This is a genomic window from Staphylococcus petrasii, assembly GCF_002902565.1.
GTDB classification, from domain to species: domain Bacteria; phylum Bacillota; class Bacilli; order Staphylococcales; family Staphylococcaceae; genus Staphylococcus; species Staphylococcus petrasii.
On record NZ_PPRC01000021.1, the window covers coordinates 1 to 24883 of the forward strand.

Consider the following 24883-nt stretch of genomic DNA (forward strand, 5'->3'; position numbering starts at 1 on the left):
TACAAGAGGTGAACAATATGGACAAAATAGCGAAAATTCACGACTTACTTAACAAACAAGATTTAGATGCTTTAGTGATTTTATCAGATTATAACCGTAGATATATTTCTGAATTTACGGGGACAAGTGGTGCACTTCTCATATCAAAAAATGAGAACAAATTAATCACAGATTTCCGTTATATTGAACAAGCGACTAATCAAGCTACTAATTTTGAAATTATCAACAGAAGTGGAAGTATTAATGATGAAATTATTTCAATCATAAATAGTCAAAATTTTCAAAAAGTAGGTTTTGAAGGTCATTTAGTGAGTTATGATACATATCAAAACCTTAACAAAGCTACGGCTCAATTGGTTAGTATTGGAAATGAAATTGAACACATCAGAGAAATTAAGACTCCTGAAGAAATAGAGAAAATTAAAGTTGCCGCTAAAATTGTTGACGACACTTATAATTATCTTTTAGAAACAGTTAAAGCTGGAATGACTGAAAGGGAAGTAAAAGCGTTATTAGAAAGTAAAATGTTAGAACTTGGTGCTGACGGTCCTTCGTTCGACACTATTGTAGCTTCAGGTTACAGAGGCGCTCTACCTCATGGGGTAGCAAGTGATAAAGTCATTGAACAAGGTGACATGATTACTTTAGACTTTGGTGCATATTATAGAGGCTACTGTTCAGACATTACACGTACTTTCGCTATAGGTGAACCTGACGCAAAATTAAAAGAAATTTATGATATCGTTCTTAAATCTCAAATTAAGGCTATTAATGAAATTAAACCTGGTATGAGCGTAGAAGAAGCTGATGCATTATCCAGAGATTATATAGACGCACATGGTTATGGTGCAGAATTCGGACATTCTTTAGGTCATGGTATTGGATTAGAAATTCATGAAGGGCCATTATTGTCTAAAAATGCAAATGGTACAATTGAAGTAAATAACTGTGTTACTATTGAACCAGGTATTTATGTCGACGGTCTTGGTGGGGTACGTATAGAAGATGACATTTTAATCACTGAAAATGGTTGTGAAGTCTTTACTAAATGTACGAAAGACCTTATTATTTTATAGTAAGCGTATAATTGAGGAGGAAACTGAATGATTTCGGTTAATGATTTTAAAACAGGTTTAACTATTTCTGTAGATAATGGTATTTGGAAAGTTATTGATTTCCAACACGTAAAACCAGGTAAAGGTTCTGCCTTTGTACGTTCTAAATTACGTAACTTAAGAACTGGCGCTATTCAAGAAAAAACATTTAGAGCTGGTGAAAAAGTAGAACAAGCTATGATTGAAAACCGTCGTATGCAATACTTATATGCTGATGGCGACAATCATGTATTCATGGATAATGAAACATTTGATCAAACTGAGTTATCAGGTGATTACTTAAAAGACGAATTAAAATTCTTAAAAGCTAACATGGAAGTTCAAATCCAATCATACGAAGGTGAAACAATTGGAGTTGAATTACCAAAAACTGTTGAATTAGAAGTTACTGAAACAGAACCTGGTATCAAAGGTGATACTGCAACAGGTGCTACTAAATCTGCTACAGTTGAAACAGGTTATACTTTAAACGTACCTTTATTCGTAAATGAAGGTGACATTTTAGTTATCAACACTAGCGATGGTAGCTATATTTCAAGAGGTTAATAGTTAACTTTATTTTTTATAAACTCTAAGACATAATCTTTGTCTTAGGGTTTTTTATTTTCTTAAAAGTAACTAATTATTTTGAAAATGTACTTGTACTTCATTTTCAAACAAAAAAATGACACAAATTATCTCTAAGCGTTTGAATTGAAAATGACACATGCTTGAATTGGTTGTAACAGTCAAGTAAAATAGATTGGTAGATGAAAACAAAGTCAAGGAGTTATCCACTTATGAATTTTAAAGAAATAAAAGAATTAATCGAAATTCTTGATCAATCAAGTTTAACTGAAATTAATATTGAAGATAATAAAGGTAGCGTAGTTAACTTAAAAAAACAAAAAGAAACTGAAATCATTACCCCTCAATACGCTCAACCACAAGCACCTGTAGCTGCACCTCAACCTACAGTTTCTCAACCGCAAACTACAACAGAAGCTACATCATCAACAAGCTCTGAGAGTGCTTCTGATGCAGATGCTAACTATCAAACAATTAATGCGCCTATGGTCGGTACATTCTATAAATCACCGTCTCCTGAAGAAGATGCATATGTTAAAGTAGGCGATAAAGTATCTGATGATTCAACAGTTTGTATTTTAGAAGCTATGAAATTATTTAATGAAATACAAGCAGAGATTTCTGGTGAAATCGTAGAAATATTAGTAGAAGACGGACAAATGGTAGAGTATGGCCAACCGTTATTTAAGGTGAAATAATGAAAAAGATATTAATTGCTAACCGTGGGGAAATTGCGGTTAGAATTATTAGAGCATGTCATGATTTAGGTATTCAAACTGTTGCAATCTATTCTGAAGGAGATAAAGACGCGCTACATACTCAAATTGCTGATGAAGCATATTGCGTCGGTCCTACACAGTCTAAAGATTCATATTTAAATATTCCTAATATCTTATCTATAGCAACGTCTACAGGTTGTGACGGTGTTCATCCTGGTTATGGATTTTTAGCTGAGAATGGCGATTTCGCTGAATTATGTGAAGCATGTCAATTGAAGTTTATTGGTCCAAGTTATGAATCTATTCAAAAAATGGGTATTAAAGACGTAGCTAAAGCGGAAATGATAGCAGCTAACGTTCCAGTTGTGCCTGGTAGCGATGGTTTAGTTGAAACAGTAAGTGATGCTAAAAAAATTGCTAATGAAATTGGATATCCAGTGATTATCAAAGCTACTGCTGGTGGTGGCGGTAAAGGAATTCGTGTCGCTCGTGATGAAAAAGAATTAGAAAATGGTTTCCGTATGACACAACAAGAAGCTGAAACTGCATTCGGAAATGGTGGATTGTATCTTGAGAAATTCATCGAAAACTTCCGTCACATTGAAATTCAAGTGATTGGTGACCAATTTGGTAATGTCATTCATTTGGGTGAACGTGATTGTACGATCCAAAGACGTATGCAAAAGTTAGTAGAAGAATCTCCTTCTCCAATTCTTTCTGAAAAAACACGTCAAGAGATGGGAAATGCTGCTGTCAGAGCTGCTAAAGCAGTGAATTATGAAAACGCAGGTACAATTGAATTTATTTATGATTTAAATGACGATAAATTCTACTTTATGGAAATGAATACGCGTATTCAAGTAGAGCATCCGGTAACTGAAATGGTAACAGGTATCGACTTAGTTAAACTTCAATTAAAAGTAGCTATGGGTGAACCTCTTCCTTACAAACAAGAAGACATTTCAATTAGTGGTCATGCAATTGAATATAGAATTAACGCTGAGAATCCATATAAAAACTTTATGCCTTCTCCAGGAAAAATCACACAATATATAGCGCCGGGCGGATATGGTGTGCGTATTGAATCAGCATGTTATACAAATTACACTATACCTCCATATTATGACTCAATGGTAGCTAAATTAATCGTTCATGAACCAACTAGAGATGAAGCGATTATGACTGGTATTAGAGCATTAAGTGAGTATCTAATTTTAGGAATTGATACAACAATTCCATTCCATTTAAAATTAATGAATAACGATATATTTAGAAGTGGTAATTTTAATACAAATTTCTTAGAAAAGTATAATATTATGGGTGATACTGAGTAGGAGGTTAAATCAAATGGTAAAAGTAGCAGATTATTCAAATTCTAATTTAGGTAAAGTTGAAATAGCGCCTGAAGTTATCTCAGTTATTGCGAGCATCGCAGTATCTGAAATTGAAGGAGTAACAGGACACTTCGCCGACTTAAATAACACTAACTTAGAAAAAATCAGTAGAAAGAATTTAAGTAAAAATTTAAAAATTGAAGCAAAAGATGATGGTATTCACATTGATGTCTACTGTTCAATTAAACATGGCGTTAAAATCTCTAAATTTGCAAGTAAAATCCAAGCAAATATTTTCAATTCTATTAAAACAATGACTGCTATTGAACCTAAAGAGATTAACATTCATATCATGCATATTACTGCTGAATAGATTAGAACAAATATTAAAATAAGGAGTTTGTTATGAGTCGTAAAGAAGCTAGAAAACAAGCATTTCAAACATTATTTCAATTAGAAATGAAAGATACGGATTTGACTATTAATGAGGCAATTAACTTTATTAAAGATGATTACCCAGATTTAGATTTTGATTTCATTCACTGGTTAGTTACGGGTGTCAAAGATCATGAACCAGTACTTGATGAAACAATCGAACCTAAACTTAAAGATTGGTCAATCCAACGTCTATTAAAAAGTGATCGTATCATTTTACGTATGGCTACTTTTGAACTTCTTCATAGTGAAACACCTCCAAAAGTAATTATTAATGAAGCTGTCGAACTTACTAAACAATTTAGTGATGACGATCATTATAAATTTATCAACGGTGTATTAAGTAATATAAAAAATTAGTATTGAGTGATGTCTATGTCTGAATATCTAAGTGTTTCAACTTTAACTAAATATATTAAATACAAATTTGATCAAGATCCGCATTTAAAATCAGTACTTCTTAAAGGTGAGTTATCAAATTTTAAAAAACATTCAAGTGGTCATCTGTATTTTAATGTTAAAGATAAAGATAGTGTTATCAGTGCAATGATGTTCAAAGGGAACGCTTCTCAACTTACATTTGACCCTAAAGAGGGCGATGAAGTATTACTTGAAGCTAGAGTTTCAGTATATGAACGTCGAGGGAATTATCAAATCTACGTTAATAAAATGGAACTGGATGGTATTGGTAACCTCTATCAAAAATTAGAAGAACTTAAACAAAAGTTAGCTAAACAAGGCTTTTTCAATAAAGAATATAAAAAAGCGATACCTAAATACCCTAAAAAAATAGCAATTTTGACTGCAAGTACTGGGGCGGCTATTCGTGATATTCATTCAACAATTGATAGCCGTTATCCTCTTGTAGAGAAGATTTCAATTAGTACTTTAGTGCAAGGAGCCCAAGCTAAAAATGATATTATCGAAAAAATTGAATATGCCGATAGTTTAAATGTATATACTATTATTTTGGGTCGTGGCGGAGGTTCTATAGAAGATTTATGGAACTTTAATGAAGAAGAAGTCGTCAAAGCTATTTTCAATTGTCAAACACCTATCATCTCAGCGGTCGGTCATGAAACTGATTTTACATTGAGTGACTTTGTGGCCGATGTTAGAGCTGCTACGCCTACCCAAGCGGCAGTAATTGCCACACCAGATCAGTATGAATTATTACAACAAATTAAGCAGTATCAATTTTCATTAACGAAATTTATTAAACAATACGTTGAAAAGCAATATAAACATTTAGATTATTTAGCGTCATATTACAAATTTAAGCAACCATCATTACTATATGACCAACAAATTCAACGACGAGATGATTTAGAGAAACAATTAAGACAAAAATTATTATTAAGTATTGAAAGTAAGAAAAATAGCATAAAATTATTGCAAAATCATTTTAATTTAAAAAATTTCAATCGCACTATTTTACAAAATCAAAAAACAGTTTCTAGTCATCGTCATCGTTTAATAAATGTAACCACTCAAACTATTGAACATAGTAGAGTTAAATTACAAAATAAAGTAGAACAACTTAATAATTTAAGTCCTACTAATATCATGTTAAGAGGTTATACAATTGTTAATAAAAATGATAAAGTCATAACAAGTACACATGATTTAAAAGAAAACGACGAGATTACATTATCTATGAAAGATGGTAGCGTCAATGCTACTGTTAAGAAAGTTAGGTGTAAAGATGAGTAAAGAACAACAAAGTTTTGAAGAAATGATGCAAGAATTAGAGAATATAGTTCAAAAATTGGATAATGAAACAGTATCATTAGAAGAATCATTGAATCTATACCAACGTGGAATGAAATTATCTGCTGCTTGCGAAACGACTTTAAAAGATGCTGAAAATAAAGTAAATCAATTAATTAAAGATGAAACAGAGGGTGCCGATAATGAGTAAATTATCAACAAATGAATTAATTGAACAAATTAATACTTTACTTAATGAGAGAATTGAAGATTCTTCACTTAATACAAATTTAGAAGAAAGTATGCGTTATTCTCTAAATGCTGGCGGTAAACGTATTCGTCCTTTACTTGTTTTATTAACGCTTAATGTTTTAAATGAAGATTACAATAAAGGGATTCAAACAGCATTAGCGCTTGAAATGATTCACACTTATTCACTTGTACATGATGACTTACCTGCTATGGATAATGACGATTATAGACGAGGTAAACTGACAAATCATAAAGTTTATGGTGAATGGAAAGCTATACTTGCTGGTGATGCTTTATTAACTAAAGCATTCGAAGTCGTAGCAAATGATAAATTACTTAAGCCTGATGTAAAAGTAAAAGTCATCTCTCGTTTAGCTCATGCTAGTGGTCACTTAGGTATGGTAGGTGGTCAAACACTAGATATGGAAAGTGAAGAAGATAGCTCAGTAGATTTAACTACATTAGAGCAAATTCACAGAGCCAAAACAGGTGCATTATTACAGTTTGCTATTTTAAGTGCTGCGGATATTGCTGAAGTAAGCGACAGCACTTCAACTGCATTAGAAAAATTTAGCGACAATTTAGGATTAATGTTCCAAATTAAAGATGATTTATTAGATATCTATGGTGACGAACAAAAATTAGGTAAAAAAGTGGGTAGCGACTTAGAAAATAATAAAAGCACTTACGTTTCTTTATTAGGTAAAGATGGCGCTGAAGAAAAATTAGAATGGCATAGAAATGCAGCAATTGAAGCGCTAAATTCGCTTAAAACTCATTATGATATTACACCTTTATTAGACATAGTTGAATTATTTTATAATAGAGATCACTAAACGATAAAGTATAAATTTAAAATAAATCCTTCTAAGCATCTATTCTTAGAAGGATTTTTCAATTTTATAAAATAGATAGATTTGTTATAAATAAAAGGAAATATTGTTTTAATATGTATAAGTTTATACATTTAGATGTAATAAATATATTCTTACGAACACAAATCAACATGAAAATCAACCTTGAATATCTGATATGACAACCTTTATAAGTAGTTAACTTTAGTAGTAGTTCCAAAAGGGTTGTGTTAAAATCATTGTATAAATATTCGAAACTAGGAGTGTTCACAATGGCTAAAAAATCAGTGAGACATATAAAAATCCGAGAAATTATCTCAAGTGAACAGATTGAAACACAAGATGAACTAGTTAAGCGTCTTAATGAATATGATTTAAATGTTACACAAGCAACCGTTTCACGAGATATAAAAGAACTACAATTAATTAAAGTACCTACACCTTCAGGTCAATATGTTTATAGCTTGCCGAATGATCGTAAATATCATCCGCTTGAAAAACTAGGCCGTTACTTAATGGATTCATTTGTTAACATTGAAGGTACAGGAAACTTACTTGTTTTAAAAACACTTCCTGGGAATGCCCAATCTATCGGTGCTATTTTAGACCAAATCGATTGGGATGAAGTTTTAGGAACAATTTGTGGTGATGATACTTGTCTTTTAATTTGTAAAGATGAAGAAGCAAGTAATACAATTAAAACTAGAATTTTTAATTTATTATAAGGATGCGATGAATTCATGTTACAAACCTTATCAATAAAACAATTTGCTATCATTGATGAACTGGAAATCCAATTTTCAGATGGCTTAACTGTCTTAAGTGGGGAAACTGGTTCCGGTAAATCGATTATTATTGATGCAATCGGACAATTGATTGGTATGCGTGCTTCATCAGACTATGTAAGGCATGGAGAGAAAAAAGCGATTATTGAAGGTATATTCGATATCGATAATAGTAAAGATGCTATATCTGTTCTGAAAAGCTTAGATATCGACATAGATGAAGACTTTTTATTAGTTAAAAGAGAAATTTTTAGTTCTGGAAAAAGTATATGTAAAATCAATAATCAAACTGTTACCCTTCAAGACTTGCGTAAAGTCATGCAAGAGCTTTTAGATATACATGGGCAACATGAAACACAAGTATTATTAAAACAAAAATATCATCTCCAATTACTGGATGATTATGCTGAAGATAAATATTTAGATACTAAAGAAAAATATCATCATTTATTTAATGAATATAAAAATAAAACTAGAGAATTAGAAGAACTCGAATCAGCAGACCAAGCTTTATTACAACGTTTAGATTTAATGAAATTTCAATTTGAAGAATTAAAAGAAGCTTCTTTAAAAGAAGGGGAAACTGAGCAACTTGAAGTTGACATTCGTCGAATTCAAAACTCTGAAAAGTTAAGTTTGGCATTAAATAACGCACATGTCGCATTAACTGATGAACATGCTATTACTGATAGACTGTACGAATTTAGTAACCATTTACAGGCTATTAATGATATTCTTCCAGATAAATATAATAAATTAAAAGAAGAAGTCGACCAATTCTACTATACTTTAGAAGATGCTAAGCATGAGTTATATGATGAAATGTCTAATACAGAGTTCGATGAGCAAGTGTTAAATGAACTGGAATCTAGAATGAATTTACTTAATAATCTTAAACGTAAATACGGAAAAGATATCAGCGAATTAATCACTTATCAAGATAAACTTGAAAGTGAAATTTCTAAAATCGAAAATTACGAAGAAAGTACTTCACAATTAAAAGAAGAAATTTCACAGCTTTATAAAGAAGTAATCAGCGTTGGTAAAGCACTTTCTAAAGAACGTCGTAAAGTTGCACGTGAATTAAGAGATCACATCGTTAAAGAGATTCAAAATTTACAAATGAAAGATGCAAATCTTGAAATTTCTTTCCAACCTCTTGATAAACCGACAATAGAAGGTATAGAATTTGTAGAATTCTTAATTAGCCCAAATAAAGGTGAACCACTTAAAAGTTTAAATAAAATCGCTTCAGGTGGGGAACTGTCGCGTATTATGTTAGCGCTTAAAAGTATCTTCGTTCAGTCCAGAGGCCAAACAGCAATTTTATTTGACGAAGTAGATTCAGGTGTATCAGGTCAAGCAGCACAAAAAATGGCTGAGAAAATGCGAGATATAGCACAATATATTCAAGTTATTTGTATCTCACATTTACCTCAAGTTGCCTCTATGAGTGATCATCATTTATTAATTAGTAAAGCTTCTAATGAAGATCGAACTACGACTCAAGTAAAAGAACTTGAAGACGGCGATAAAATAGATGAAATTGCGCGCATGATTTCAGGTGCCAGCGTGACTGATTTAACGCGTGAAAATGCTAAGGAAATGATTGAACAAAATCGTAGAAAATAGTAAGGATTATGTTCAGAATTTATAAATTTGATGTAAAATAACTAAGTATAAATAATTTCAACTTATAAGAGGGTGTGAACTGAATCGTTTCACGCTCTCTATCTAAGTTTAGACAAGTTAGGAGTAAGAACATGTCTGAAAAACAATATGACCTAGTTGTGTTAGGTGGAGGAACTGCAGGATATGTAGCAGCCATCCGTGCCTCACAATTAGGTAAAACAGTAGCTATCGTTGAACAATCTTTGTTAGGTGGCACATGTTTACATAAAGGGTGTATCCCAACTAAAGCGCTATTAAAATCGGCTGAAGTGACACGCACAGTTAAAGAATCTTCAAACTTTGGTGTGAATGTGGACGACTTTACGATTGATTATTCAAAAATGATGGCAAGAAAAACCGAGATTGTTGAACAAATGCATAAAGGCGTCAATGCATTAATGCAAACAAATCATATTGATGTTTACAATGGGACTGGCCGAATTATGGGCACTTCAATCTTTTCTCCACAAAGTGGTACAATATCAGTGGAATACAATAATGGAGAATCTGAGTTATTGCCAAATCAATATGTATTGATTGCTACTGGTACGAGTCCTAGACCATTGCCATTCTTAGACTTTGATAACGAACATATTATTTCAAGCAATGACTTATTAGAGATGACGGAATTGCCTGATAGTATGGCTATTATTGGTGGGGGCGTAATTGGACTTGAATTCGCTTCACTTTTAATTGATTTAGGTGTAAAGGTTTCAGTTATTGAAGCGAATGAACGCATCTTGCCTACTGAGAGTAAACAAATCGCTAAATTCCTTAAAGATAATTTAGAGCAGAGAGGCGTAACATTTTTTGAAAATTGTCAATTAGATGAATCTTCAATTTCAATTAATACGGACAATGTATCAATAACGGTGAATAATGACCAATCTGTTGAAGCTGAAAAAGTTTTAATAGCTATAGGACGTATGCCTAATACATCTGACATTGGCTTTAATAATACAAAAATTAAAACAGATCATGCTGGCTATATCGAGGTTAATCATTTTCAACAGACAGAGGATGCACATATTTATGCTGCTGGTGATTGTATCGGAAAATTACAACTTGCACATGTCGCTTCAAAAGAAGGTGTGATTGCAGTTGAACATATGTTCAGTACACCACCAATACCGTTAGATTATAATTTAATGCCGAAATGCGTATATACTTATCCTGAAATAGCATCCATTGGGATGAACAATGAAATGGCTAAAACTCAAGGAATAAATACACGTACATATAAAGCATCATTTAACGCAATAGGAAAAGCAGTTATCGATGAAGAGGCAAAACAACGAGGATTTTGTGAAGTTGTCATCAATCAAGATAACGAAGAAATTATTGGTTTAAGTATGGTAGGACCGCATGCTTCTGAATTAATAAACGAAGCAGCATTATTACAGTTTATGAATGGTTCTGCATTAGAATTAGGTCTAACCACACATGCACATCCTTCCATATCTGAAGTATTAATGGAATTAGGATTAAAAATAGAAAATAGAGCAATTCACGTTTAACAGGGAGGAAAATATAGGATGATTGATTATAAATCTGTCGGCCTTACAGAAGAAGACCTCAAACAAATTTATAAATGGATGGATTTAGGAAGAAAAGTAGATGAAAGATTATGGTTGCTTAACCGCGCAGGTAAAATACCATTTGTAGTAAGTGGTCAAGGTCAAGAAGCAACACAAATTGGTATGGCTTATGCTATGCAAGAAGGAGACATTTCATCACCTTATTATAGAGATTTAGCGTTTGTCACTTATATGGGCATTTCACCACATGACACAATGCTAGCTTCATTTGGTAAAAAAGATGATATCAATTCTGGTGGTAAACAAATGCCCTCGCATTTTAGTCATCGTGAAAAAGGCATATTATCACAAAGTTCTCCAGTAGCGACGCAAATCCCACATTCAGTTGGAGCTGCTTTAGCTTTGAAAATGGATGGAAAATCAAATATCGCTACAGCAACTGTAGGTGAAGGTAGTTCAAACCAAGGTGATTTCCATGAGGGATTAAACTTCGCAGGTGTTCATAAATTACCATTTGTTTGCGTCATTATAAATAATAAATATGCGATTTCTGTACCTGATTCTCTGCAATATGCTGCAGAAAAATTATCTGATAGAGCTGCTGGCTATGGTATTTATGGAGAAACTGTAGATGGTAATGATCCTATTGCTATGTATAAAGCAATGAAAGAAGCTAGAGAAAGAGCTCTAAACGGAGAAGGTGCAACGCTAATTGAAGCAGTTACTAGTCGTATGACACCTCATTCTTCAGACGATGATGATACATATCGTACTAAAGAAGAACGTGAATCTTTGAAAACATTGGATTGCAATTTAAAATTTAAAGATTATTTATTAGAACAAGGCATTATTGATGAAGAATGGTTAAGTGAAGTTGAAGAAGAGCACAAAGCTATCGTGAATAAAGCAACTAAAGATGCTGAGCAAGCACCTTATCCTTCAGTAAATGAAGCGTATCAATATGTATATGACCCTGAAGGAGGTATAACTAATGACTAAAATGAGCTATATTGAGGCCATTCAACAAGCACAAGATTTAGCAATGGAACAAGACAAAAACGTCTTCATTTTAGGTGAGGATGTAGGTCGTAAAGGTGGCGTATTTGGTGCTACTCGTGGTTTACAAGAAAAATATGGTGCTGAACGTGTAATAGATACACCGTTAGCTGAATCAAATATCATTGGTACTGCAATCGGAGCTGCAATGTTAGGAAAACGTCCGATCGCGGAAATTCAATTTGCTGATTTCATTTTACCTGCAGTAAATCAAATTATCAGTGAAGCTGCTAAAATGCGCTATCGTTCAAATAATGACTGGCAATGTCCTTTAACAATACGAGCACCATTCGGCGGTGGCGTACATGGCGGTTTATACCATTCACAAAGTGTCGAAAGCATTTTTGCCTCTACACCTGGATTAACTATTGTTATCCCATCTTCACCATATGACGCTAAAGGACTATTATTATCATCTATTGAATCAAATGATCCCGTGTTATTCTTTGAACATAAGAAAGCATATCGTTTCTTAAAAGAAGAAGTACCAGAAGATTATTATACTGTACCATTAGGAAAAGCAGATGTTAAACGTGAAGGCGAAGATATTACTGTGTTCACATATGGTTTATGCGTAAACTACTGTCTTCAATCTGCAGATATTTTAGCTGCAGATGGTATTAGTGTAGAAGTGGTTGATTTACGTACTGTTTATCCATTAGATAAACAAACGATTATTGAACGAGCTAAAAATAATGGCAAAATTTTACTTGTTACAGAAGATAATCTTGAAGGTAGTATTATGTCAGAAGTTTCAGCTATTATTGCTGAGAACTGCTTGTTTGATTTAGATGCACCAATTATGCGTCTAGCTGGACCTGATGTGCCTTCAATGCCATTTTCACCTAATCTTGAAAATGAAGTAATGATGAATCCCGACAAAATCTTAGATAAAATGCGCGAACTTGCGCAATTTTAAGGAGGCAATATTATGGATATTAAAATGCCAAAATTAGGGGAAAGTGTACACGAAGGTACGATTGAACAATGGTTAGTCTCTGTGGGTGACCACGTTGATGAATATGAGCCACTATGTGAAGTAGTTACTGATAAAGTAACTGCAGAAGTGCCTTCTACTAGTTCAGGTATCATTACTGAGCTATGTGTAGATGAAGGTGAAACAGTCGAGATTAATCATGTGATTTGTAAGATTGAAAGTGCAAATGAAGCAGAGTCGAATGATAATGAAGACCAACAACTTAATGTGAATTTGAGTGGTGATGATCAACTTACAATCAATGATGAAAATAGCGATCAGCACGATAACTCAAATGCGCCTCAACAATCGCTTCAATCTCAGTCACAATCTCAATCGCAATCATCTGCACCAAAAAATAATGGTCGTTTTTCTCCTGTAGTATTTAAAATTGCTTCAGAAAATAACGTAGATTTATCATTAGTACCTGGTACTGGCTTTGAAAATAGAGTAACTAAAAAAGATATCGAAGCTTATATTAAATCAGGCCATAATAATACTTCTCATCAAACTCAATCATCTACGGCAAAAGATGAATTAAAAACTCAAGATGTCCCTGTTACATCTCAATCATCAACTCAAAATGACCAAGTCATTCCAGTAAAAGGTGTGCGTAAAGCAATTGCGCAAAACATGGTGACAAGTGTTACTGAAATTCCACATGGCTGGATGATGGTTGAAGTAGATGCTACTAATCTTGTAAAAACTAGAAATTATCACAAAAATAGTTTTAAAGAAAATGAAGGATATAACTTAACGTATTTTGCTTTCTTCGTAAAAGCAGTGGCAGAAGCACTTAAAGCAAATCCATTCTTAAATAGTAGTTGGGATGGCAACGAAATTGTATTGCATAAAGAAATCAATATTTCTATTGCGGTAGCTGATGAAGATAAGTTATATGTCCCTGTCATTAAAAATGCAGATGAAAAATCTATAAAAGGCATTGCTAGAGAAGTTAACGAATTAGCACTTAAAGCACGCAATGGTAAATTAACTCAAGAAGATATGTCAGGTGGTACATTTACTGTTAATAATACCGGAACATTTGGTTCTGTATCGTCAATGGGTATTATTAATCATCCTCAAGCTGCTATCTTGCAAGTGGAATCGATTGTCAAACGACCTGTCGTTATTGATGACATGATAGCGATTAGAAGCATGGTGAATTTATGTATCTCTATTGACCATCGAATTCTTGATGGCGTACAAACAGGTTGCTTTATGTCTCAAGTTAAACAACGTATTGAGAATTATTCGGTTGAAAATACTAATATCTATTAAATTTAATGAAAGAGTTATATAACTGCTAGACAAGCTATTTGAACTCTGATTATTAAATTAGTAGAATGACAATAACTAAAGAAATGATAGAAAGGTGATTCTCATGGACTTAAATTTTGATTTATATATGAATGGCGTGGTAGAGCAAGCACGTAATGAAATTGAATCTGCAGGTTATGAACAATTAACAACTGCAGAAGAAGTAGATAAAGTTTTACAACAAAACGGTACATCTTTAGTTATGGTTAACTCTGTTTGTGGTTGTGCAGGTGGTATTGCACGTCCTGCTGCTAGTCACGCATTACATTATGATAAATTACCAGATAGATTAGTAACAGTATTTGCTGGTCAAGATAAAGAAGCAATGCAACAAGCACGAGATTATTTTGAAGGCTATGCTCCATCAAGTCCATCTTTTGCTCTAATTAAAGATGGTAAGATTACTGAAATGATAGAACGTCATCAAATTGAAGGTCATGACGTTATGGATGTTATTAACCAACTTCAAAGTCTTTTCGAAAAATATTGCGAAGAAAGATAAGAGGAACTACCCATGTTAAAGTTAAATCCTTATAAGATTGGATTTAGAACTCTTAAAACAGCGGTAGGGATAACGCTAGGCGTTATCTTAGCGAAATGGATAGGGCTTGATAATTATGCTTCAAGCGCTATCCTTATTGTTTTATGTATTAAACACACTAAAGTACATTCTGTTCAGGCCATTGTATCACGAGTCGTTTCTTGTGTTTTGGTCCTCTTAATTGGCTCACTTATTTTTAGTTTATTAGGGCAAAATGCGGTAGTGCTTGGTTTAATCGTCTTATTATTTATTCCATTAACCGTTATGCTTAACGTTCAAGAGGGCGTCGTGACGAGTTGTGTTATATTGCTACATGTATTTAATGCAAAAACAATTAATCTACATCTAATCATCAATGAACTACTCCTATTGACTATTGGCTTAGGAATTGCATTTATATTGAATTTAATTATGCCTAGTCTAGATAAAAAATTACTTGATTTTAAAAGAGAAGTGGAATCAGGATTTAAAGAAATATTCAAATCCTATAGTGAAGCTTGTACCCATTATAATAATGATTTAGTTATGTCTTTTGAAAAGATACAACTAGATATTCGAAAAGCTAAATCAATTGCTTTTAGAGATGTAAAAAACCACTTTGGTCGTAATGAAAATTCGTATTATCACTACTTTGATATGAGACAAGAACAACTTGAGCTCTTACGTAGAATCCAACCTTTAATCCATCAGATTACAGTAGACGATCCTTTAATAGAAGATATAGCTAATTTGTTGGCTGAAATTGGTGAAAACGTCAATAGTAATGATTATACCGCTTTAAGGTTGCATTCTTTATATGAAATACGCTTATCCTTAGATGAATTGCCTTTACCAAAGACGCATCATTCTCTAAGATCACGCGCAAGTATGATGCAAATCCTTAATGAATTAGAAGAGTATTTGAATATCAAGTCTCAATTTGGTTCATTAAGATTACACAGTGAAATTTAAATTATTTACTTAAAAATAAAGGGTGAAATGTTGAATTTTAACATTTCACCCTTTATTTCGTACTTAATTTCATTAGTGCATTAATGGCACTAAACTTGTTAATAATAATGCTGCGACAACAGCAATTAACATTATGATAATAATCACTTTTAAAACTTTATTATTCAACTTAGCCGCTCCTTAAATTTCAAGTTTCCACTTAAGAACTTTAATTATAGTTAAATTATAGTATATAAATTAACCTTAAATGATTTTAATACAAATGGCAATCAATTTATTTTTGATATCGATGAAAGTCAGTTAAAATAATAATTATATGAGAAAGGGGTTTTTACGTATGGTAAACAGTCAACGCTTATTAAATACATTTTTAGAATTAGTTCAAATTAATTCTGAAACGGGTCACGAAGAAGTTATTCAACCCATTTTAAAAAAACGATTTGAAGATCTAGGTTTACAAGTAAAAGAAGATAATGCATCGGAGAAAGAGTGGTTAGGTGCCAATAATTTAATTTGTACATTACCAAGCACAACGACTAAAGAAGATGTTTCTAAAATTTACTTTACGAGTCATATGGATACTGTGGTTCCAGGTATTGATGTGAAACCGCAAGTTAAAGATGATGGCTATATTTATTCTGATGGTACAACTGTACTTGGCTCTGATGATAAAGCCGGGTTAGCAGCAATCATTGAAACAATTGAAGTACTAAAAGAAAATAATATTCCTCATGGCCAAATTCAATTTGTGATTACTGTTGGAGAGGAATCTGGATTAAAAGGCGCTAAAGAATTAGATCCATCTATGCTTGATGCTCAATTTGGTTATGCAGTAGATGCTAGCCAACCAGTAGGTACAACTGTAGTGGGCGCGCCAACACAAATGGTATTGAAAACAACTATTCATGGTAAAACAGCGCATGCTAGTACACCAAATGAAGGCATCAGTGCAATCAATATTGCAGCTAAAGCGATTAGTAAAATGAGTTTAGGTCAAATTGACGATTATACAACAGCGAATATTGGTAAATTCCATGGTGGCTCAGCTACTAATATTGTAGCTGACGAAGTAGTTATTGAAGCTGAAGCACGTTCACATAATGATGAAAGTATCGATAAACAAGTCGCTCATATGAAAGAAGTATTTGAAACGACTGCTCAAGAATTAGGTGGACAAGCTAAAGTTGAAATAGAAAAAAGTTATCCAGGTTTTAAAATTGAAGATGATAATGAAGTGACACAATATGCAATTAATAGTGCACATAAACTTGGTCTTAGTGGTAATACTGTTATTGCTGGTGGTGGTTCAGATGGAAGTATCATAAATACGTATGGCATTCCAACAGTCATCCTTGGCGTAGGATATGAGCATATTCATACTACTTCTGAACGTATAGCTGTTGAGTCTTTAAATCAATTAGCACAGCAGTTATTAAAAATCATTGAATTAGTCAGTGAATAGTTATTAGTTTAGTGAAGTCTTTTCAAGTTTTGTGATACAATACTATTGAAAAAATCGAATGAGAGAGGTAAGTAATATGACTCAACAAATAGGTGTAGTAGGATTAGCTGTAATGGGTAAAAACCTAGCATGGAATATTGAATCTCGTGGTTACAGCGTATCAGTATATAATCGCTCAAGCGAAAAAACTGACGAAATGGTGAAAGAATCAGAAGGTAAACAAATTCACCCAACATATTCTTTAGAAGAATTCGTTAATTCATTAGAGAAACCACGTAAAATTTTATTAATGGTTAAAGCTGGTCCAGCTACTGACGCAACAATTGACAGCTTATTACCTTTATTAGATGACGATGATATTTTAATCGATGGTGGTAATACAAATTACCAAGATACTATTCGTCGTAACAAAGCGTTAGCAGAAAGTGGTATTAACTTTATTGGAATGGGTGTATCTGGCGGTGAAGTTGGTGCGCTTACTGGTCCTTCATTAATGCCAGGTGGTCAAGAAGCTGCGTACAATAAAGTAAGTGATATTTTAGATGCTATCGCTGCGAAAGCTAAAGATGGCGCTTCATGCGTAGAATACATTGGTCCTAATGGTGCAGGTCATTATGTAAAAATGGTGCACAATGGTATCGAATATGCAGATATGCAATTAATTGCTGAAAGTTACGCAATGATGAAAGATTTACTAGGTATGTCTCATGAAGAAATTTCTAAAACTTTCAAAGAATGGAATGCTGGTGAATTAGAAAGTTATTTAATTGAAATCACTGGTGACATTTTCACTAAATTAGATGAAAATAATGAAGCTTTAGTTGAAAAAATTCTTGATACAGCCGGTCAAAAAGGTACTGGTAAATGGACTTCAATCAACGCATTAGAATTAGGTATTCCTTTAACAATTATTACTGAATCTGTATTCGCACGTTTCATTTCTTCAATCAAACAAGAACGTGTAAATGCATCTAAAGAATTAAACGGTCCTGAAGTTAAATTCGACGGTAATAAAGAGGAATTCTTAGAAAAAATTCGCAAAGCTTTATATATGAGTAAAATTTGTTCATATGCGCAAGGTTTCGCTCAAATGCGTAAAGCAAGTGAAGAAAATGAATGGAACCTTAAATTAGGCGATCTTGCTATGATTTGGCGAGAAGGTTGTATCATCCGTGCTCAATTCTTACAAAAAATTAAAGATGCTTACGATAATAATGCAGAATTACAAAATCTATTATTAGATCCTTACTTCAAAGGCATCGTTACTGAATATCAAGATGCGTTGAGAGACGTTGTTGCAACTGGTGTTCGCAATGGTGTACCAACACCTGGTTTCTCTGCAAGTGTAAACTATTATGATAGTTACCGTTCAGAAGATTTACCAGCTAACTTAATTCAAGCTCAACGTGACTATTTCGGTGCACATACTTATGAACGTAAAGATAAAGAAGGCGTATTCCATACTCAATGGGTAGAAGAATAAACCTCTTTAAAATATAAAAATTAATATATTTTGATGAAGTAGTAGCAATTCAAGTTACTACTTCATTTTTTATAATTAATTGTGCAAACGATTGCACAAAATCATTGACTTTGCATTAATATATTTTTAAGATAAATATATAGCTTATTTGTAAGCGCTTACCCATTTTTAACAGAAAGTGTGGTTTCTCATGAGGACAACCATTAAAGATGTAGCTTCTGAGGCAAATGTATCCATATCAACCGTTTCAAGAGTGATTCGTAATAATCCTAAGATCACTGAAGCAACTGCAAACAAAGTTAGAGAAGCGATGGATAAATTAGGATATATTCCAAACCAAGCTGCTCGAACATTAATTACAAATAAAACTTTAACAATTGGTTTAATTATTAAAAGTTCTTCATCAGATGTAAGGCAAAATCCGTTTAATAGTGATGTGTTAAATGGCATTCATCAAGAATGTAATCGTCACGGCTATTCAACCAAAATGACGGTATCTGAACATTCAAATGAGCTATTTACCGAAGTTAAACAAATGGTTCAATCGAGAAGTGTAGATGGTTTTATACTCTTATATTCTAAAGAGAATGATGAAATAGAAAGACTTCTTCATGAACATAGTCTTCCTTATATAGTTGTTGGTAAACCACTTAACTTTGATGATGTAATTCATATTGACAACGATAATATTAATGCTTCTCAACGATTAACAAAGTATTTATATGACTTAGGCCATAGACACATACTTTTTCTCAAAGAACCAGGAAATTTTGCGGTGACAAATGATAGGGAACTTGGTTTCAGAGATAGTTGTGAAGCATTTAAAATTCAATATGCAGTTGAAGAAGCAGAGTCACGACATTCAATACATAAGATTGTTGAACACTATTGCATTAAAGATCATTCCCTGAAACCTAGTGTGATTATTACTTCTGATGCGATGTTAAATCTTCAAGTTCTTAGTGTTTTATATGATTTTAACCTTCATATACCTGATACTATTCAAACTTGTACTTTTAATACATCTTTTTTGACTGAAAATGCAGCACCACCACAAACTAGCGTCTGCATTAACCCTGATTTGTTAGGTAAAGAAGCTGGCGCAACAATAATTAATTTATTAAAAAGTTTACCTGTTTCATTTTCAAAAAAAGAAATAGAAACACATTTAGAAATTAGACAATCAACTAAAAAGTTAGCAAAGGAGAATGAAGAATGACTAAAAATTGGTGGAAAGAAGCAGTAGCGTATCAAGTTTACCCAAGAAGCTTCAATGATAGTAATAATGACGGGATTGGCGATTTACCAGGCGTGATTGAAAAGTTAGATTACTTAAAAGACTTAGGTATCGATGTGATTTGGCTAAGTCCTATGTATCAATCACCAAATGATGATAATGGATACGATATTAGTGATTATCAAGAAATTATGGATGAATTTGGCACAATGGAAGATTTCGATCGTTTGTTAAAAGGCGTGCATGATAGAGGCATGAAACTCATCCTAGATTTAGTTGTCAATCATACGTCAGATGAACACCCTTGGTTTATTGAGTCGAAATCAAGTAAAGATAATCCTAAAAGAGATTGGTATATTTGGGCAGATCCGAAACCTGACGGCTCAGAACCTAACAATTGGGAAAGCATCTTTAATGGTTCCACTTGGCAATTTGATGAAGTCACAGATCAATATTACTTCCATTTATTTAGCAAAAAACAACCTGATTTAAATTGGGATAATCCAGAAGTACGTGAAGCTGTGTTTGATATGATGAATTGGTGGTTTGAAAAAGGTATCGATGGATTCCGAGTAGATGCAATTACCCATATTAAGAAAACGTTTGAAGCCGGTGATTTACCAGTACCTGAAGGAAAAAAATATGCACCAGCATTTGATGTAGACATGAACCAACCTGGTATTCAAGATTGGTTACAAGAAATGAAAGATGAATCTCTAAGTAAGTATGACATTATGACTGTAGGAGAGGCGAATGGCGTCAATCCAGATAATGCGGAAGAATGGGTTGGAGAAGATAAGGGTAAATTTAATATGATCTTCCAATTCGAACATTTAGGTTTATGGAGTACAGGCGACTCACAATTCGATGTTAAAGCGTATAAAGATGTATTAAATCGTTGGCAAAAAACATTAGAAGGTGTGGGTTGGAATGCTTTATTTATTGAAAATCACGACCAACCACGCAGAGTATCTACATGGGGTAATGATACCGAATATTGGTATGAATCTGCTACGAGTCACGCAGTAGTTTATTTCTTACAACAAGGTACACCATTTATATACCAAGGCCAAGAAATTGGTATGACCAATTATCCGTTTGAAAGTATAGAAACCTTTAATGACGTTGCGGTTAAAAACGAGTATCAAATTGTAAAAGAACAAGGCGGAGATGTTAATCAATTATTAGATAAATATAAAATGGAAAATCGTGATAATTCACGTACGCCAATGCAATGGAATGATTCTACTAATGGTGGATTTACTGAAGTTGAACCTTGGTTCCCAGTCAATCCAAATTATAAAGAAATCAATGTAGAACAACAATTAGAAGATAAGAAATCGGTACTTAATTTTTATAAAAAATTAATTCAATTGAAGAAATCAAACGAAATTTATACTTATGGCGAATTTGATTTAGTCGATGCCGATAATGAAAATGTGTTTGCTTATACGCGTAAATTAGATGGTAAAACAGTAGTCGTGGCAGGTAACTTAACAGATAAATCCGCACCATTATCATTACCATTTGAGGTGGATAGTGAAGCAATTAAACTACACAACTATGATGGTACATCAGACGTGACATCTCTAAAACCATTTGAAGCTTTTGTAGCTGAGATATAATACACATACGAGAGCCTGGACATTATTAAATGTCACAAACTCATATCACATTTTGGCAGTAGCTAACTGAGTTGAAATTGCGCTTAAATCGAGCTTTTTTCAAATTTAGTCATCCTTGCCTGGGTTAGGGCCCCTAACATAGAGGCTTTCGAAAAGAAAGTCTACTAAGTGATAAAATTTTATAGAGAAAATTATCTATTACATGATAATTAGAGATGATATAATATTAAAGTCGCCTATCTCTCAGGCGTCAATTCAGACGCAGAGAGGGGGTGCATATAAGATGGTCGAAGCTCTTGTTCACATCACGACCACAGTCATAAGTGGTTGTATTGTTACGTTATTTGCGCAATGGTTACGCACACGTAATAATAAGAAAAAATAGGCGATGTTAACCATCACCTAAAAAATCCCCTCACTACTCGCAATAGTGAGGGGATTGGTGCATAAAATGCACGAAGCTCTTGTTGAATAAATTATAACACTAGAGCATCAAATAATGCAAAAAGTTTCTAAAACGAATTGCGATTAATGAACTATAGTTAGTAGCTCGTTAATCGCATTTAATCTTATTTAATAATTTATATATCGTAATTTTCTTGTTTAATAGGTAACCAAAGTTGAATTTTAGTGAATGGGTCCTCAAATGAGAAATCAAAAGGATAAATTTCTACATACAAGCTGTCTCGTTCATATGGTAAAGTGAGTTGCAAACTTGATTCTATATAATACCAAGCCTCATTAACTGCATAATCAATTTCGCCTTTTAAATTGAATTTAGCGTAATGTCTACCCGGTAACAATCTACTTTCTAAATGTGCTGGATAGCGTTCACTTGGGACGCCAACAAATATTTCTACACCTTCGTCTAACGGGCAAGTTATGACAAATATCTCATACGGGCTTATATTATTATATCTTTTCAATTCTTTTAATCTACCATCGTTGAATAAATCTTCTAAAAAATCAGGGACTTTATAGGGGTTAGATAAGTTATCCGCTTCAACAAATCGAGCATATCCAACTAATGGTATATCATCAGTAGTATCTAATCTATATGGATAGGGTGCACGTTCAGTAGTGGTTAATTTAATATACAGTCGTTCTTGCAATTTTAACTCATCTTTTTTTGCAGATGCTTGAATAGGTGAGATTCCATGAAAATCACTAAAATCATTAGCAAATTCATTTGAACTTGCATAATTGTATTTTTTAGCTACATCAACTAATCTTGAAGCACTTAACATCATTTCTCTAGCTGCTACAGTCATTTTTCTAGCATGTGCATAACTCTCTGGCGATTGTCCTACAATCATTTTAAATGATTGATCTAGATGGTAAGGAGAAAGACCAACGTAATCACTTAAATCTTGCAAATTAAACGGCTCTAATAAACGATCCTCAATATATACGATTGCCTGTTGTATCTGCTTGATAACGTCCAAAACTTTCACTCCAATAATTTTACAATCAATTAATACATATTTTACCTTATTTTATAAAAATATACATCTTAACGTGTGCTATCTTTAAAAACTTTTTCAAAAATAATGGAAAAAGGACAGAATATGAGTTTAAACCATTCAGATTTAAACATCATATTGTGTCCTCCTTTAAAACAATATAGCTGTTTCGCTTTATTGAATATCGTCCCACCAATGATTGCCATCGCGGCTTAACAATAAATCACTTTCTAATGGGCCGTTCGTACCAGATTTATAGTTAGGGAAGCATGATGGTTCATTCATTGACCATTCATCTTGGATGATATCAACAAATTTCCAAGTTGATTTTAATTCTTCCCAGTGAGTAAAGTTTGTCGCATCACCTTTAAGACAATCGAATAATAGGTTCTCATAAGCGTCTACAGTGTTCATTTTATCTTGTGCACTTAATGCATATGATAATTGTACAGGTTCAGTATCAATGCCTTGAATATTTTTCTTAGCATTTAAATGAAGTGAGATACCTTCATTTGGTTGAATATTGATAACTAGTAAATTAGAATCAAGTAATTTGTCAGTTTGATAATATAAATTCATAGGAACTTCTTTGAATTCTACAACAACTTGAATTGTTTTAGACTTCATACGTTTACCTGTTCTAATATAGAATGGCACACCTGCCCAACGGAAATTATCAATCGTTAGACGACCAGAAACGAATGTAGGTGTATTTGAATCTTCAGCTACGCGGTCCTCTTCACGATAAGCTTTTACTTCTTCGCCGTTTATATAACCTCTATCATATTGTCCTCGAACAAAGTTCTTTTTCACTTCTTCAGGTTTTAATTGTCTAAGTGATTTTAATACTTTAACTTTTTCAGCACGGATATCTTCACTCTTAAGACTAATAGGGGCTTCCATTGCTAATAATGCGACCATTTGTAACATATGGTTCTGTACCATATCTTTTAATGCGCCACTTGATTCATAGTAGCCACCCCGATCTTCAACTCCAAGTATTTCGGAAGATGTAACTTGGATATTAGAAATATATTTATTGTTCCATAATGGTTCAAACATGGCATTAGAGAAACGTAATACCTCGATGTTTTGCACCATATCTTTACCAAGATAATGGTCAATACGATAAATTTCTTCTTCTTTAAATGATTGACGAAGTTGATTATTTAATTGTTCTGCTGATTTCAAGTCGCTACCAAATGGTTTCTCGATTACAAGACGTTTGAAGCCATTAGTTTCAGTAAGACCAGATGATTTTAAGTAATCAGAAATAATACCAAAGAATTGAGGTGCCATCGCTAAGTAGAATAGGCGATTACCTTTTAGTTGATATTGAGTATCTAACTGATTAGAAAAATCTAATAAATCATGATAACTTTGTTCATCACTAACATCATGTTTGAAGTAATAAACATGTTCCATAAATTCATCAATTTGAGTAGTATCTTCAACATGTGATTGAATAGATGCCTTCACTTGTTCACGGAAAATTTCATTAGTGTAATCACGACGTCCAATTCCTATAATAGCAATATGTTCATCTAAATTATCTTGTTGGAATAAGTGGAATAAAGACGGAAATAACTTTCTATGACTTAAATCTCCAGTAGCACCGAAGATAGTAATTAAACAAGGGATATGTTTCGTTTGTTTACTCAAGTTCAAAACCTCAATTCTTTAATTGCTATGATTTATTTATTATAAAATAAATTGTTGGTACTTCCTATATATTTGCTTTAAAGAGGTACTACAATTCAAATTTACATTCAAAATGAATAATACGCAA

General features: G+C 33.0%; 25 protein-coding genes. 22 read left to right on the forward strand and 3 right to left on the reverse strand.

Translation table 11 applies throughout. The features are described 5' to 3' along the window. Positions 1–17 precede the first annotated feature (17 nt). The 17 genes from CD127_RS04400 (at position 18) to CD127_RS04480 (ending at position 15824) form a co-directional block, all read left to right on the forward strand. Positions 18–1076, forward strand: coding sequence for a M24 family metallopeptidase (locus tag CD127_RS04400; RefSeq protein WP_103365958.1), 1059 nt, complete (start codon positions 18–20; stop codon positions 1074–1076). Between the two features lie 27 nt (positions 1077–1103). Continuing rightward, complete coding sequence (gene efp, locus CD127_RS04405) at positions 1104–1661, forward strand: elongation factor P (RefSeq protein WP_103297141.1); 558 nt, start codon at positions 1104–1106, stop codon at positions 1659–1661. Between the two features lie 233 nt (positions 1662–1894). Further along, entirely contained in the window at positions 1895–2380 is a 486-nt protein-coding gene (gene accB, locus CD127_RS04410; protein WP_103365901.1) for an acetyl-CoA carboxylase biotin carboxyl carrier protein, read from the forward strand. Further along, complete coding sequence (accC, locus tag CD127_RS04415) at positions 2380–3735, forward strand: acetyl-CoA carboxylase biotin carboxylase subunit (RefSeq protein WP_103297139.1); 1356 nt, start codon at positions 2380–2382, stop codon at positions 3733–3735. The genes accB and accC overlap by 1 nt, the downstream gene beginning before the upstream one ends. A 13-nt stretch (positions 3736–3748) precedes the next feature. Further along, positions 3749–4108, forward strand: a complete 360-nt coding sequence (locus tag CD127_RS04420; protein WP_103297138.1) for an Asp23/Gls24 family envelope stress response protein — start codon at positions 3749–3751, stop codon at positions 4106–4108. Positions 4109–4140: 32 nt separating this feature from the next. After that, complete coding sequence (nusB, locus tag CD127_RS04425; RefSeq protein WP_103297137.1) at positions 4141–4530, forward strand: transcription antitermination factor NusB; 390 nt, start codon at positions 4141–4143, stop codon at positions 4528–4530. Between the two features lie 15 nt (positions 4531–4545). Continuing rightward, the gene (gene xseA / locus CD127_RS04430) at positions 4546–5883 is read left to right on the forward strand and encodes an exodeoxyribonuclease VII large subunit (protein ID WP_103365902.1); all 1338 of its coding nucleotides are present in this window, start codon (positions 4546–4548) and stop codon (positions 5881–5883) included. Next, a complete protein-coding gene (locus CD127_RS04435) occupies positions 5876–6091 on the forward strand; it encodes an exodeoxyribonuclease VII small subunit (RefSeq protein WP_103297135.1) in 216 nt (71 codons plus the stop codon). Before xseA ends, CD127_RS04435 begins: the two co-directional genes overlap by 8 nt. Beyond that, on the forward strand, positions 6084–6968 hold the full coding sequence (locus tag CD127_RS04440) for a polyprenyl synthetase family protein (RefSeq protein WP_103365903.1): 885 nt from the start codon (positions 6084–6086) through the stop codon (positions 6966–6968). Before CD127_RS04435 ends, CD127_RS04440 begins: the two co-directional genes overlap by 8 nt. Before the next feature lie 290 nt (positions 6969–7258). Beyond that, on the forward strand, positions 7259–7711 hold the full coding sequence (gene ahrC / locus CD127_RS04445; protein WP_103297133.1) for a transcriptional regulator AhrC/ArgR: 453 nt from the start codon (positions 7259–7261) through the stop codon (positions 7709–7711). 15 nt (positions 7712–7726) lie between these two features. Next, positions 7727–9403 carry a DNA repair protein RecN gene (gene recN / locus CD127_RS04450; protein ID WP_103365904.1) on the forward strand — a complete coding sequence of 559 codons (1677 nt, stop codon included), beginning with the start codon at positions 7727–7729 and terminating at the stop codon, positions 9401–9403. Positions 9404–9534: 131 nt separating this feature from the next. Next, on the forward strand, positions 9535–10959 hold the full coding sequence (lpdA, locus tag CD127_RS04455; protein ID WP_103365905.1) for a dihydrolipoyl dehydrogenase: 1425 nt from the start codon (positions 9535–9537) through the stop codon (positions 10957–10959). 18 nt (positions 10960–10977) lie between these two features. Further along, complete coding sequence (locus CD127_RS04460; protein ID WP_103365906.1) at positions 10978–11979, forward strand: thiamine pyrophosphate-dependent dehydrogenase E1 component subunit alpha; 1002 nt, start codon at positions 10978–10980, stop codon at positions 11977–11979. Beyond that, entirely contained in the window at positions 11972–12955 is a 984-nt protein-coding gene (locus CD127_RS04465) for an alpha-ketoacid dehydrogenase subunit beta (protein ID WP_103365907.1), read from the forward strand. Before CD127_RS04460 ends, CD127_RS04465 begins: the two co-directional genes overlap by 8 nt. A gap of 12 nt (positions 12956–12967) precedes the next feature. Further along, a complete protein-coding gene (locus CD127_RS04470) occupies positions 12968–14293 on the forward strand; it encodes a dihydrolipoamide acetyltransferase family protein (protein WP_103365908.1) in 1326 nt (441 codons plus the stop codon). A 103-nt stretch (positions 14294–14396) separates the two neighbouring features. Further along, positions 14397–14834, forward strand: a complete 438-nt coding sequence (gene brxB / locus CD127_RS04475) for a bacilliredoxin BrxB (protein WP_103365909.1) — start codon at positions 14397–14399, stop codon at positions 14832–14834. A gap of 12 nt (positions 14835–14846) precedes the next feature. After that, positions 14847–15824: an aromatic acid exporter family protein gene (locus tag CD127_RS04480; protein ID WP_103365910.1), complete on the forward strand. Its 978-nt coding sequence runs from the start codon at positions 14847–14849 to the stop codon at positions 15822–15824. 72 nt (positions 15825–15896) lie between these two features. Here CD127_RS04480 and prli42 read toward each other — a convergent pair whose 3' ends face one another. Beyond that, a complete protein-coding gene (gene prli42 / locus CD127_RS12635) occupies positions 15897–15992 on the reverse strand; it encodes a stressosome-associated protein Prli42 (RefSeq protein WP_160148974.1) in 96 nt (31 codons plus the stop codon). A gap of 169 nt (positions 15993–16161) precedes the next feature. On the opposite strand from prli42, the gene CD127_RS04485 reads away from it, so the two are divergent. From CD127_RS04485 to CD127_RS12555, 5 genes are all read left to right on the forward strand, one after another. Continuing rightward, a complete protein-coding gene (locus tag CD127_RS04485; protein WP_103365911.1) occupies positions 16162–17286 on the forward strand; it encodes a M20/M25/M40 family metallo-hydrolase in 1125 nt (374 codons plus the stop codon). 76 nt (positions 17287–17362) lie between these two features. Continuing rightward, positions 17363–18769: an NADP-dependent phosphogluconate dehydrogenase gene (gene gndA, locus CD127_RS04490; RefSeq protein WP_103297772.1), complete on the forward strand. Its 1407-nt coding sequence runs from the start codon at positions 17363–17365 to the stop codon at positions 18767–18769. A gap of 190 nt (positions 18770–18959) precedes the next feature. Then, entirely contained in the window at positions 18960–19988 is a 1029-nt protein-coding gene (locus CD127_RS04495) for a LacI family DNA-binding transcriptional regulator (RefSeq protein WP_103365912.1), read from the forward strand. Then, positions 19985–21631, forward strand: a complete 1647-nt coding sequence (locus CD127_RS04500; protein WP_103365913.1) for a glycoside hydrolase family 13 protein — start codon at positions 19985–19987, stop codon at positions 21629–21631. The genes CD127_RS04495 and CD127_RS04500 overlap by 4 nt, the downstream gene beginning before the upstream one ends. Positions 21632–21914: 283 nt before the next feature. After that, positions 21915–22016, forward strand: a complete 102-nt coding sequence (locus CD127_RS12555) for a type I toxin-antitoxin system Fst family toxin (RefSeq protein WP_115345438.1) — start codon at positions 21915–21917, stop codon at positions 22014–22016. 196 nt (positions 22017–22212) lie between these two features. On the opposite strand, the gene CD127_RS04505 is transcribed toward CD127_RS12555, so the two are convergent. Continuing rightward, entirely contained in the window at positions 22213–23076 is an 864-nt protein-coding gene (locus CD127_RS04505) for an AraC family transcriptional regulator (RefSeq protein ID WP_103365914.1), read from the reverse strand. Between the two features lie 192 nt (positions 23077–23268). Further along, a complete protein-coding gene (gene zwf, locus CD127_RS04510) occupies positions 23269–24756 on the reverse strand; it encodes a glucose-6-phosphate dehydrogenase (protein ID WP_103365915.1) in 1488 nt (495 codons plus the stop codon). Positions 24757–24883 lie beyond the last annotated feature (127 nt).